Source organism: Chryseobacterium hagamense (assembly GCF_007991455.1).
GTDB classification, from domain to species: Bacteria; Bacteroidota; Bacteroidia; order Flavobacteriales; family Weeksellaceae; genus Chryseobacterium; species Chryseobacterium hagamense.
The window spans coordinates 374,212-387,517 of record NZ_BJYJ01000002.1; the positions used below are offsets into that span (position 1 = coordinate 374,212).

General features: G+C 43.1%; 12 protein-coding genes. All 12 read left to right on the top strand.

Translation table 11 applies throughout. The features are described from left to right. The first annotated feature begins 53 nt into the window (after window positions 1–53). The 12 genes from pcaF to CHA01nite_RS04710 all read left to right on the top strand — a co-directional run bounded on the left by pcaF (window position 54) and on the right by CHA01nite_RS04710 (window position 13,270). A complete protein-coding gene (pcaF, locus tag CHA01nite_RS04655; protein ID WP_146940047.1) occupies window positions 54–1,262 on the top strand; it encodes a 3-oxoadipyl-CoA thiolase in 1,209 nt (402 codons plus the stop codon). 213 nt (window positions 1,263–1,475) lie between these two features. Then, the gene (locus tag CHA01nite_RS04660) at window positions 1,476–2,069 is read left to right on the top strand and encodes an acyltransferase (protein ID WP_146940048.1); all 594 of its coding nucleotides are present in this window, start codon (window positions 1,476–1,478) and stop codon (window positions 2,067–2,069) included. Window positions 2,070–2,104: 35 nt separating this feature from the next. After that, the gene (locus CHA01nite_RS04665; RefSeq protein ID WP_146940049.1) at window positions 2,105–2,935 is read left to right on the top strand and encodes an alpha/beta hydrolase; all 831 of its coding nucleotides are present in this window, start codon (window positions 2,105–2,107) and stop codon (window positions 2,933–2,935) included. Between the two features lie 81 nt (window positions 2,936–3,016). Next, complete coding sequence (gene paaZ, locus CHA01nite_RS04670) at window positions 3,017–5,512, top strand: phenylacetic acid degradation bifunctional protein PaaZ (protein WP_146940050.1); 2,496 nt, start codon at window positions 3,017–3,019, stop codon at window positions 5,510–5,512. A gap of 65 nt (window positions 5,513–5,577) precedes the next feature. Further along, the gene (locus CHA01nite_RS04675; protein ID WP_146940051.1) at window positions 5,578–6,114 is read left to right on the top strand and encodes an SMI1/KNR4 family protein; all 537 of its coding nucleotides are present in this window, start codon (window positions 5,578–5,580) and stop codon (window positions 6,112–6,114) included. A 29-nt stretch (window positions 6,115–6,143) separates the two neighbouring features. Beyond that, a complete protein-coding gene (locus CHA01nite_RS04680; RefSeq protein WP_146940052.1) occupies window positions 6,144–6,881 on the top strand; it encodes a DUF4241 domain-containing protein in 738 nt (245 codons plus the stop codon). A gap of 15 nt (window positions 6,882–6,896) precedes the next feature. Further along, the gene (locus tag CHA01nite_RS04685; RefSeq protein WP_146940053.1) at window positions 6,897–7,583 is read left to right on the top strand and encodes an SMUG2 DNA glycosylase family protein; all 687 of its coding nucleotides are present in this window, start codon (window positions 6,897–6,899) and stop codon (window positions 7,581–7,583) included. A 4-nt stretch (window positions 7,584–7,587) separates the two neighbouring features. Continuing rightward, window positions 7,588–10,278 (top strand): DEAD/DEAH box helicase family protein, encoded by a 2,691-nt coding sequence (locus tag CHA01nite_RS04690; protein ID WP_146940054.1) that lies wholly within the window; start codon window positions 7,588–7,590, stop codon window positions 10,276–10,278. Between the two features lie 647 nt (window positions 10,279–10,925). Beyond that, window positions 10,926–11,690: an enoyl-CoA hydratase/isomerase family protein gene (locus tag CHA01nite_RS04695; protein ID WP_146940055.1), complete on the top strand. Its 765-nt coding sequence runs from the start codon at window positions 10,926–10,928 to the stop codon at window positions 11,688–11,690. 194 nt (window positions 11,691–11,884) lie between these two features. Further along, window positions 11,885–12,502, top strand: a complete 618-nt coding sequence (locus CHA01nite_RS04700; RefSeq protein WP_146940056.1) for a hypothetical protein — start codon at window positions 11,885–11,887, stop codon at window positions 12,500–12,502. A 1-nt stretch (window position 12,503) separates the two neighbouring features. Further along, window positions 12,504–12,974, top strand: coding sequence for a hypothetical protein (locus tag CHA01nite_RS04705; RefSeq protein ID WP_146940057.1), 471 nt, complete (start codon window positions 12,504–12,506; stop codon window positions 12,972–12,974). A 5-nt stretch (window positions 12,975–12,979) separates the two neighbouring features. Beyond that, window positions 12,980–13,270, top strand: coding sequence for a winged helix-turn-helix domain-containing protein (locus CHA01nite_RS04710; RefSeq protein ID WP_146940058.1), 291 nt, complete (start codon window positions 12,980–12,982; stop codon window positions 13,268–13,270). Window positions 13,271–13,306 lie beyond the last annotated feature (36 nt).

Below are 13,306 nucleotides of genomic sequence, written 5' to 3' on the forward strand. Positions count from 1 at the left end.
CAAGACATTTAGTATTGTTGCACTGTTACACTGCTAAATCGTTACATTAAATTATGAACAACGTATACATCATAGACTACATCAGAACTCCGATTTCAAAATTAAGCGGGGGCCTTTCAGAAGTAAGAGCCGATGATCTGGCGGCTATTGTCATCAAAGAAATCATCGCAAGAAACCCGGAAGTTCCGGCAGGGGAAATTGAGGATGTAATCTTCGGATGCGCCAACCAGGCCGGTGAAGACAACCGGAACGTGGCGAGAATGGCCCTGCTGCTGGCCGGGCTACCGTATAAAATCGGGGGTGAAACCGTAAACAGACTATGCGCTTCGGGAATGTCTGCCGTAGCCAATGCCTTCCGTGCGATTGCTGCCGGAGAAGGGGAGATCTATATCGCAGGAGGTGTAGAGCACATGACGCGTTCGCCCTACGTGATGTCAAAACCGAGTACGGCTTTCGGCCGGGACAGCCAGATGTTCGATACCACTTTCGGATGGCGGTTTGTAAACCCGAAAATGAAAGAAATGTACGGTGTCGACGGAATGGGAGAAACGGCGGAAAACCTGGCTGATATGCATCAGATCAGCCGTGAGGACCAGGACCGGTTTGCTTTATGGTCCCAGCAGAAAGCGGCCAGCGCACAGCAAAGCGGAAGACTGGCGGAAGAAATCGTAAAAGTAGAGATCCCGCAGAAAAAAGGAGAACCTAAAGTTTTCGATAAAGATGAATTCATCAAACCGGCTTCTACGATGGAAGGCCTGGCAAAACTTCGTCCGGCTTTCAGGAAAGAAGGCGGAACGGTAACTGCCGGAAATGCTTCGGGAATGAACGACGGTGCCGCCGCTTTGATTTTAGCCAGTGAAGAAGCCGTACAGAAATACGGGCTGCAGCCGATCGCCAGAATCCTGGGTTCAGCCGTTGCCGGTGTGGAACCGAGAATTATGGGCATCGGTCCGGTAGAGGCTGCCCAAAAAGTTTTGAAAAGACTGAACCTGTCATTGGAAGATATGGATGTCATCGAACTGAACGAAGCGTTTGCCGCTCAGGCTCTGGCCGTAACGAGATCACTGGGATTAAAAGACGATGATTCCAGAGTAAATCCGAACGGGGGCGCCATTGCCATCGGTCACCCACTGGGCGTTTCAGGAGCGAGAATCGTCGGTTCTGCTGCTATGGAACTTCAGAAACAGAATAAGAAATATGCCCTGTGCACCCTTTGTATTGGTGTAGGGCAGGGTTATGCAATGGTGATTGAAAAAGTGTAATCAATTTGAAAATGGTTCAATTTGATAATTTGAAAATGGTAGAGAGAAAACATTTTCAGTTTTAAGTGAACTCAGTAATTTTAATAGTTGACTTTGCTGAATGGAAACGCCTTCAGAAGGAAAATACACAGACATATTTCCAAAAAATTTTTGGACTTTGCTTTAAAAATAATTTTCAAATTAACTCATTTTCAAATTTCTAAATTAAAATTTATGAATATCTATTCCTACCACGGCATACGGCCTATTATCAAATCTTCTGCCTACATTCATCCGCAGGCGGTCATCATCGGGAATGTTGAAATCGGTGAAGAAGTGTATGTAGGTCCGAATGCGGTCATCCGCGGCGACTGGGGAAAGATCATCGTGAAGGATGGCGCGAATGTTCAGGAAAACTGTACGCTGCATGTTTTTCCGGGCATTGAAACCATTCTTGAAGAATCGGCCCATATCGGTCACGGAGCGATCATCCATTCCGGGCATATCGGAAAGAACTGCCTGGTCGGAATGAATGCCGTTGTAATGGACAAAGCGGTTATCGGTGATGAATGCATCATCGGCGCCCTGGCTTTTGTTCCCGCCAACTTCAGATGCGAAGCCCGGAAACTGATTGTCGGAAGTCCGGCCAGGATCATCCGTGACGTTTCCGATGAAATGATCAGGTGGAAAACCGAAGGAACCCGGCTATACCAGGAGCTGGCCCGGGAAGGAAAAGATGCCATTCTTCCCTGTGAACCGTTTACCGAATATGTACAGCAGATCCCGACGAAGGTGGTGGATTACAGTATTTGGGATGACGTGAAATAAATCGCATAAATCACATCAGGTTAAAAAACAAAAAAATGATTAAAAAAATCCTGCTGATCTGCAGCATGCTGCTTGGATTTTCGAGCCTGGTTTCGGCCCAAAAGGGCCAGGTAAAACCATTGACGATTGGAGAGATCAGGACATTGAGATCTGAAATACTGAAGGAAGACAGAACTTTAAACATCTATCTCCCGCTGAATTTTAACAAAGCCAAATCTTATCCGGTGATTTACCTGCTGGACGGAAGCCTGAATGAGGATTTTATTCATGTTACCGGATTGGTTCAGTTTTTCAACCAGATGTATGCCATGCCGGAAACCATTGTGGTCGGAATTGCGAATATCGACCGGAAAAAAGATTTTACTTTTCATACCGACTTAAAAGATTTACAGCAGGATTATCCGACGACCGGGCATTCCGATCAGTTCATCCGCTTTCTTGAAAAAGAACTAAAACCTTATATCGGAACTCAGTTTAAAGTCACCGGTACCTATTTATTCGGGCAGTCATTAGGCGGATTGCTGGCCACGGAGATTTTACTGAAAAAACCAGAACTGTTCGATAATTATTTTATCATCAGCCCCAGCTTATGGTGGGATGATGAAAGCTTACTGAAAAGTGCAGACCAATCGCTGGCCAAAATTCCGGATACCAGGAAATTTATTTATATTTCCGTCGGAAAGGGAGAACATCCGGTAATGGTAAAAGATGCTGAGGATCTGTATGATGTACTTAAGAAATCCGGTAAAAAGAACTGGACGGTTGAGTATAAAATGATGGAGACCGATAATCACGCGACGATTCTGCACAGAAGCCTGTATGAAGGACTGGTGAAATTATTTCCTTATCAGGAACCGAAAAATTAAAAATGAAACAATCTAAAAATGGATCAATGTAACAATTATTGGTAAACTGTTAAATTGATACGTTATTAAATTAAATATTTTATGCAAAAACTGAAAAATTATATCCACGGCGAATGGGTGGAAGGTACCGGAAACGGAATTCCTCTGTACAATGCCGTGACGGGCGAGCAGGTAGCCGTTTCGGATACCGAAGGACTTAATTTCGAACAGGCCCTGGACTACGGAAGAACTGTTGGGTACAAAAACCTGGCATCCATGACGTTCTATGACCGTGGGGAAATGCTTAAAAAAGTAGCGCTTTACCTTCTTGAAAGAAAGAAAAAATATTACGATTTATCTTACAAAACGGGAGCCACCCACGTGGATTCCTGGGTGGACATCGAAGGAGGCTTCGGGACGTTCTTTACGTATTCCGGACTGGCAAAGAGAATGCTTCCGAATACCCCGTTCTGGGTAGATGGGGAAACCCAGAAAATCTCGGCCAACGGAACTTTCCTGGGAACCCATATTCTGACGCCGAGTGAAGGGGTTTCCGTTCAGATTAACGCCTATAACTTTCCGGTTTGGGGGATGCTGGAAAAACTGTCGACTTCATTGCTGGCGGGTGTTCCTTCCATCGTGAAGCCTTCACCGTTCGGATCCTATCTTACCAATGCGGTATTTCAGGATATGATCGAAAGCGGTCTTTTGCCGGAAGGAGCCGTACAGCTGGTTTGCGGAGAACCTGGAAATATCCTGGATTACGTTCAGGATGGGGATTCCGTCCTTTTTACCGGTTCGGCGACCACGGGAAGGAAATTAAAATCCTTGCCGTCGGTAGCAGGCAATGCTGTCCGTTTCAATATGGAAGCTGATTCCCTGAACTGTTCGATCTTAGGACTGGAAGCGAAGCCGGGCACTCCGGAGTTCGATTTATTCATCAAGGAAGTACGGAACGAGATGACGACCAAAGCCGGACAGAAATGTACGGCCATCAGAAGAATTATCGTCCCTGAGAATTTGGTGGGTGATGTTCAGCAGGCTTTATCAAAAGCTCTGGACCAGACTAAAATCGGAAACCCTTTGAGCCGGGAAACGAAGATGGGATCTCTGGTTGGCAGACAGCAGTATGATGAGGTGTTAAGAAAAGTAAATTTACTGAAAGCGGAAACGGAACTGATTTATGACGGACAGCACGAACTGGTAGATGCCAATTATGAAAACGGAGCCTTCATGAGCCCTAAACTGTTCTTTAACGATAAGCCTTTCGAAAAAAATATCTCTCATGATGTCGAAGCCTTTGGGCCGGTTTCCACCCTGATGCCTTATAGAGATGCGGAAGAAGCGGCGGCTCTGGCCAAAAGAGGAAAGGGAAGCCTGGTAGGATCCATCATTTCTCACGATGAAAAATTCGTAGCCGAAACCTCATGGAAAATGGCTTCCCAGCACGGAAGGATCTTCGTTCTGAACAGGGATAATGCCAAGGAAAGTACCGGTCACGGTTCGCCGCTTCCGACATTGATGCACGGAGGGCCCGGAAGAGCCGGAGGAGGTGAAGAGATGGGCGGACTGAACGGTCTTCATTTCTTCCTTCAGAAAACCGCCATTCAGGGCTCCCCGGATATTCTGACGGCGATAACCAAAGTTTACCAGCAGGGGGCGGAAAAGAAATATTCCGACAAGCATCCTTTCCGGAAGTATTTTGAAGAAGTGGAAATCGGTGATTCCCTGGAAACCGCGGGAAGAACCATTACCGATGCCGATATCGTAAACTTTTCAAACGTTTCATGGGATCATTTCTATGCCCACACGGATGCAACAAGCTTAACGGGAACCATTTTCGATAAAACGGTTGCCCATGGATACTTTATCCTTTCCGCAGCGGCAGGATTGTTCGTTTCCGGAAAAAAAGGACCGGTGATTGCCAATTACGGTCTGGAAAACTGCTCATTCTTCAAACCGGTATACGCCGGAGATACAATTACCGTTTATTTAACGGCAAAAGAAAAGATCAACCGTGGCGTAAAGGGAAGAAACATCCCTTCCGGCGTGGTAAAATGGCTGGTGGAAGTGGTAAACCAGAGAGAAGAAATAGTTTGTGTAGCTACGATTCTGACTCTGGTGGCAAAACATTCGCCTTTTATCGATCTGAATGTAAAGAGTGTTCAGAAAATCCTGAACGGCTTAACGGAAAATACCGCTTCACAATGGGGGAAAATGTCCGCCCAGCAGATGATCGAACATTTGGAACACGGCATATTGGTAAGTTTTGGCGAGCCGGAAGCCGACCGGTGCTTTACCCCGGAAGAGCAGCTGGAAAAATGGCAGGATTCCCTGTATAACCACCGCAAAATGCCGAAAGATTTCCAGGCCCCGTTCCTGAATGCCGATGGCTCATTGCCTGAACTGAAACATAAAAACCTGGAAGCGGCAAAACAGTCGTTCCTGGAAAACCTGAAAAGATTTTCAATCTATTATAAAGAAAATCCGCAGGCCGAGCATATGAATTTCGTATTCGGGAAGCTGAATAAGGAAATGTGGGAACTGATGCACAGAAAGCATTTTACCCATCATTTCGAGCAGTTCGGATTGGTATAATGCAAAATAAATTCATAAATTTAAAGGAGCCTTTTTTTAACAGGTTCCTTTTTTAATACAAATATATGGAACAGGCATTTTTCAAAGACTTTGATTTCACCGGTTTCTGGAATGAAAGCAGCTATTCGGAAAGGGATTATACCGAACCGTTTCCGGAAGAGGAAACTATCCTTTCGGTAGAGCAGGAACTGGGTTATCAACTTCCGTCATCCTATATCGAGCTGATGCGCATCCGGAATGGCGGATTGGTAGAAAGAAGCTGCTTCCCGGCAGCAGAAGGCACTTCATGGGCAGAAGATCATATTGCGATTACCGGTATTATGGGAATCGGAAGGGAAAAGACCTATGCGCTTTGCGGAGAACTGGGCAGCCGTTTCATGATTGAAGAATGGGGATATCCGGATGATGGGATTTACTTCTGCGATTGCCCTTCTGCAGGACACGATATGATATTGCTGGATTATTCCGGATGTGGAAAAGAAGGAGAACCGGAAGTAGTGCACGTAGACCAGGAAGCAGACTACAGAAAAACGGTTCTGGCGAAAAACTTTGAAACCTTTATCAGAGGACTAAAGACAGAAGAGTATTTTGATCACGAATAGACATTTATCTTAAAATTAATACAGTACAGATGAACGAGAGCTGGATGCAAAAATATGAAGAAGTAAAAAAAATGCTGGTTTGCCCAACGGATCTGGAGACTTATTTTACTCTGGATGAAGTTGGTGGCCTTCCTATGGAAAAGATGGAAATCGGCCGGGTTTCAGTTCCTTCCGGAAAAATACTGGTGAGGGATCCGCTGGTTTTCCTGAATGCCGGTGAAAAGCCTTATTTTACCGAAGCTCCCAAAGGAAATTTCCCGGTAACGGTTGCCGTGGTAAAGTCTGAAGAATGGGGCACCCGGTATGCGGCGGTAAAAGTAAAATTTACGGAGGGTAAACCGGTCTTTTATCAGGAAGCTCTGACCGGTAACGAAAATCTTGAAGGCATACAGGAAGATGATTATTTCGGATTCCGTGTAGATGCGGGACTGGCCTGCATTGCCGATGCTGAAACTCTTTCCGCTTTTGACCGTTTCGTAAAAGATCTTAATGGAAATAACCTGTACGATGATTATTTTTCGGAACTGTTCAGGAAAAGCTATGAAGCGCATCCCGATAATCAACGGGAAGGCGGCGACTGGATCAACTGGACCATCCCGGAAACGGCTTATCAGATCCCGATGTTTGCCAGCGGTTTCGGCGACGGCGGTTATCCTGTCTATTTTGCCTATGACGAAAACGGCCTGATCTGCGGTTTGTATATCCAGTTTATCGATATTGAGCTGGCATTAAGTGATGATGAGGAAGAAGATAACGGGGTGGTTTAAATGCTATAATTAAATATGAAAGGAACTTTTGCAGAACAGGTTATCAAATTCAATAATAATCTTCATTACAGAGGAAAACTGCCTGATGATTTCATGGTGATGAATCCATATCTGAATAATCCGGAAACAATGGAGGTAATGAAAGAATTTTACCGCAAATACTACAACGACTCCAATCAGCGGAAATTCTTTCTCGGCATCAATCCCAGCCGCCACGGTTCAGGCGTCACCGGTGTCCCCTTTACCGATACCAAAAGGCTGGAAAGCATTTGCGGAATTAAGATGACCTCAGCCTATACCCATGAAGTTTCCTCGGTGTTCGTTTATGACATGATTGCAGAATATGGCGGTGCCGAAGAATTTTACCGCGATGTTTATATCAATTCGCCTTTCCCGCTGGCGATTGTAAGGAAATCGAAGAGCGGTTGGATAAATGCCAATTATTATGATGACAAAGCTTTATTTGCTGCCGTAAAAGATTTTATGATCGATTCCTTAAAAAAGCACCTCAGCCTGAACCTCGATTCTTCCGAAATTTTTGTCATGGGTAAAAAGAATGCGGATTTCATTTCAAAAATCAATAACGAGGCTAACCTATTTGAGAAAATGACCGTCCTGGAACATCCGAGATACATCCAGCAGTACAAATCGAAAGAGAAGCAGCTGTATATTGATAAATATATTTTAGCTTTGAAAAAATAACCGGATGAAATCATTTCCTTCAGGAATACATTTTAAATATCAGTGGAGAACCTATCAGCGACATTTTTTAGATCGTTTTGACGAATATCTAAAAAATGGGCATCTTCATATTGTAGCGCCACCCGGTTCGGGAAAAACCGTGCTGGGATTGGAAGTAATGCTACGGATTAATAAACCTGCCCTTATCGTTGCACCGACATTGGCCATCAGAAACCAGTGGATGCAGAGGTTCCGGGAGCTGTTCCTGCATACTGAACACTTACCGGAGTGGATTTCCGACGATATCTATAACCCGGGATTTGTAACGGTAACCACTTATCAGGGACTTCATGCGGCCTGTAACAAAAAGCCCGGGGTATTGACTGATGAAAAAAGTCCTGATCCAGAAGGCGCTGAAAACAATTTTTCCCAAATCACACGGAGATTAAAACAGCAAAAAATTGAAACTTTTATTCTGGATGAAGCCCATCATTTAAAAAATGCATGGTGGAAAAGCCTGACTGACCTTAAAAAAGAGATTTCACCAAAGGTTGTGGCCTTAACGGCAACTCCCCCTTTCGATGTATCCGGGGCGGAATGGCAGAAATATATTCAGCTTAACGGCCCTGTGGATATCGAAATTTCTGTTCCGGAGCTGATGATCGAAGGAGATCTTTGTCCCCATCAGGATCTGGTCTATTTTACTTCGCCGACGGAACAGGAAAAACATACCATTGAAAACCATTACCACCGTGCCCGCACCATCTTTGAGGAGGTAAATAATGACAAAGTTTTACTGCATGCTCTGGAAAACCATGATCTTTACCAAAATCCGGAACAGCACCTGGATTGGATTTACGATCATCTTTCTTCGTACACTTCAGGCCTGGTATATCTTAACTTCAGGGGAAAGGAAATTGCAGACATTCATTTTAAAATAATCGGTGATGAGAAGAAGTTGGTACCCGAATTTGATTTTTTCTGGCTTGAGGAACTGCTGGATTTTTATTTCTTTACAGATGACCTGTATTTTAAACAGTTTCATGATCATCGGAGCCGGCTGGAAAACAGAGTAAGACGAAACGGCTTCCTGGAAAACAAAACGGTTTGCTTTTTCGACAATAAGAAGGTACATCAGATGTTAAACTCGAGCATAGGAAAACTGGAAGGCATAAAAGAAATCGTTAATTTTGAGTATTCTGTTCTGGGTGATGGTCTGAAAATGCTTGTTCTTACCGACTTCATCAAAAAAGAATTTCTGGCCACCCATCATCATAACGGCTTTGAAATTGATAAAACCGGGGCAATTCCTATTTTTGAAAAGTTGCGCAGAGAAAATCCGGATCATAAAAAAATAGGGGTTCTCACCGGTAGTCTGGTGATTATCCCCAAAGGTTCAGAAAATGTCTTTGATCTTTTATGCCGTACCAGCAAAGTTTCAGCAGGGACTGAGCTTTCCTATGACGGAAACTATTTGGTAATCCATATAACAGATGCCGTAAGACATGCGATCGTCCATATCATCACGGAAATGTTTCAGTCGGGAGAAATACACGTACTCATCGGTACAAAATCGCTTTTGGGAGAAGGCTGGGATGCACCGAAAATGAACGCTTTAATTCTGGCAAGCTTTGTAAGTTCCTTCGTACTCTCCAATCAGATGCGGGGAAGGGTCATCAGAACGGATAAAGATTGTCCGGACAAAACGGGAAATATCTGGCATCTGGTATGTTTTGATGGCAATGATGAAATCGGGAGCAAGGATCTCGATATTCTGAAAAAGAGGTTTAAAACTTTTGTCGGAGTCTCCAATAATGATGAGAATACCATTGAAAACAATTTTGAAAGGCTGCATATAAAAATTGAGGAAAGTAAAAGAGACCTGTCATTGATCAATCTGCAGACCTTTGCATTTGCAGGAGATCGTAAAAATCTTTCAAACCGGTGGAAAAAAGCTTTAGCCAAAGGCAATATTCTGATTGAAGAAATACAGGTCCCGAAAAGTGAAATGCGCCGGACTGAAGAAATGAAACTGACGTACCTGAAAAAGATGCTGGGTAACTTTTCAGGGATCATGATTTCTACGGGAATCACTTTTCTCCACGAAGTGGTTTCGGAAATTGTGAAATCTTATGATGATATCCATTCGATGGACGGGTTTTTCAAGGTTTCTATGGTGGCCGGCATCATCGGAATCCTGACCTGCGGTATGAAATTCATAAGAGCCTGCAGGCAATATTTTAAATATAAGAAGTTTTCGAAGTATCTGCAGGCCATGGGTAATGTGGTTCTGGAAAGCCTGATCCACGAAAAAATTATTAAAACACCTCCTCAGGAAATGTCAGTTGTGACAGCTGATGATGTTTATAAAAGCTCTGTCTGTCATCTGGAAGGAGGAAGCCGCTATGAAAAATCAATATTCATCAGGACATTGCAGGAGCTGATTTCCCCGGTCGATAATCCGAGATATCTGATTCAGCAGGAAGAAAAATTCCTATTTGTTAAGACAGGTATTTATTTTCCTGTTCCTGAAATCATGGGTAAAAATAAAGCCAGTGCAGCATTTTTCAGAAAGAAGTGGAGTGAAAATTTTGCTCACTCAGAGCTGATTTTCACAAGAACACCGGAAGGTAGGAAAATTCTATTACAGCTCAGATTCCGGTCTTTGATGAATAGAAATACAAAGATTGAACAGATTAATAAATGGGTAAAATAAGTTTCATGGCATTTAAATATTGGTGTTGCGCTGCTTAATTGTCGGAAGCTGAAGGATACTGAAATAATGTAAACTTGAAACAAGAGTCAGGTTAGAAGCTGGAAGAGGGAAGAAGGATGCCGGAAGTTCCTTTTGAAGGTATTAATAGTCAAACAAAATATTTTGTTATTAGATCAGGAAAATTCTATTTAAAATCCTGGCTGAATAGAATTGATTTTATTTGTAATTAAATAAACAACTGATTACAGAGTGCATACAGCCGAATCAACATTAAAATAAAAATCCCCTGTCATAAGGGGATTTCTTCTCATTTATGCGTTTAGAATCTCAATCGATATTCTGCAATATCAAGTTTTTATGGGTATTAGTTTTGGAATCAGCTGATGTAAATTTTATTTCATCTTATTGACACCCCAAAGTAACAATAAATATAAATTCTGAGGTAGCGTAAAAATCCCCAAATTCAGCATTACGTATTTCTACTGAATACAGGGGGAAATCCGTTTTTCAGGCCCTTTTATTGTATGGATGGATAGCGGTAATGAGAAGTAAAGGATTTTAATACGGCCACTGGACATTGGGTAAAGTTCCTGTATGGCTTTTCGCCGAACTTTCCTATTTTTGTGGAAATCCAATTTAAACTAAAAATGAACGAATTTGTAGCAGCAGAACTGAAAAACAGCATTGCCGAAATTACCTTCGGAACGCCTAAAAGCAATTCCCTTCCGGGAGCCATCCTTGAAAAACTGGCCCGGACCATACTTGAAGAGGGGGCTAAAGATGAGGTAAAGGCCATCCTTGTAAAAAGCGAAGGGGAAAAAGCATTCTGTGCCGGCGCCAGCTTCGATGAATTGCTGGAAATTGAAGAACTGGAAAAATCGACGAAGTTCTTCGGAGGTTTTGCAAAAGTGCTGAATGCCATGAGGAACTGCGGTAAGATTGTTGTCGTAAGAGTACAGGGAAAAACCACCGGCGGCGGTGTGGGGATTGCCTGCGGTGCGGATTATTGTTTTGCAGTGAAAGATGCCGCTTTGGCTCTCACGGAAATTAACCTGGGGATCGGGCCTTTCGTTATCGGACCTTATGTTGAAAGAAAAATCGGGAAGTCGCAATTTTCTGCAATGGCCATCGATGCGGACTTCAGATCGGCGGAATGGGCGGAACAGCACAATATTTACCATTCGGTTTCTGAAAATATCGGAGAAATGGATATTAAACTTGAAAAATTCATGCAGACCCTGGCTTCCAGAAGCAGCGAAGCTTTGGCGCTGATTAAAAAAGTATCCTGGGAAGGAACCGATCATTTCAATGAACTGATGCCGGCCAGGATTCACATGAGTGCCAGCCTGATTCTCGAAGATTCCGCAAAGAAAAGCATCGGAGCGATTAAAGAAAGACTGAGAGCGAAATAATTTCAAAATTTCATAAAACGACAACCGCCGGATTTCCCGGCGGTTTTTTATTTGATGCTTTCGGCGTCAACAAAATTGGATTTTCGGTATTGTTATCATTTCAGATTGACAGGTAAGGAGAATTATTCGTTTTTTTTAAAAAATATCTTGCACATTCAAAAAAAATAATAACTTTGTAATTCAAAGTTCTTTTTATGGAATCAAAAAACTATCACGAAGACTTGTCGCATATCCGTTCCATGATGGAGCGCTCTTCCCGGTTTATTTCTTTAAGCGGTCTTTCAGGCGTTGTTGCCGGTCTGGCAGCAGTGGTTGGTGCCGTGTACGTGTATTTTGTTTTCCAGAGGGAAGGAATTGATTATTTTGATGGGAAAAGGAATATTTTCGGACTTTCGCTGGTAAAAGAGCTTGTCCTGACCGGAATTGCCATTCTGGTTGTCGCGGTGCTCAGCGGTTATCTTTTTACAGCCAATAAGAGCAAAAAGAAAGGATTGAAGATCTGGGATGCCACTACCCGGCGTCTTTTGGTTACCTTTGCTGTTCCTTTGGTAACGGGAGGTTTCTTTTGCCTGGGCCTTTTATATCATCATCTCTTTGTATTTATTGCACCGGCGACATTGGTTTTTTACGGATTGGCCCTGGTAAGTGCGGAACGGTATACGCTGACGGATGTAAAATACCTGGGCTATTGCCAGATTGCTTTAGGACTGATCTCTTTGTTTTTTCCGGGATGGGGGCTGCTTTTCTGGACCATCGGTTTCGGGCTGTTGCATATTGTGTACGGATTGATTATGCATAAAAAGTATAAGTAAAATGGATCGTTCAGCTTTTTTAACTATTTTGATCCTGGCAATTGTTGTTTTCGGCATCTTTTCGGTGGTGTTTAAAAACAGGAAAAGGCAGTTTTTTAAAAGCATCCTGCTGGCCGTTTTTATTGCTCCGGTTATTTATTTCCTGATTGTTTCCGTTCTGATTTTAAGTGCAACCAGAGAAAGAAGCAGAGATTTTGATGCAGCTATATGGCAGGCAAATGCAAGAACGGAAAACGGAACGGGTAACTATGAAATGGTTGATGATCTTATTGACAGCAGATTACTGATTGATAGAGATTCTTCGGAAGTAAGAGAAATTTTAGGTAGCCCTGAATTAAAAGACCAGAAGCAAAAATTCTGGCAGTATTATACAGGAACAAGTACCGGCTTTGGTTTTGTGGACCATCAGCTGATTGTAAAGTTTGCCCATAATAAAGTCATTGTGCTTGAGCATATCAGACAACAAGATTAAATAAAATGATAAATATAAATCAACTCAACAAAGAATTCGAAAGCCGTGTCAGACTGGGCATCATGTCCGTCCTGATGGTGAACGACTGGGTTGATTTTTCCGAAATGAAAAGCATTTTGGAAATTACGGACGGCAATATGGCCAGCCATAGCAATGCTCTGGAAAAGGCGGGCTATATCGAAGTGAAGAAAGAATTCGTTGGTAAAAAGCCGAAAACCTCTTACCGGGTAACCCAAAGCGGAAGGGAAGCATTTACCGATCATCTCAATGCTTTGGAAAAACTGATCGGCCGTTGATGGGTATATTTTTTTGTAATTATACTTTGAAATACA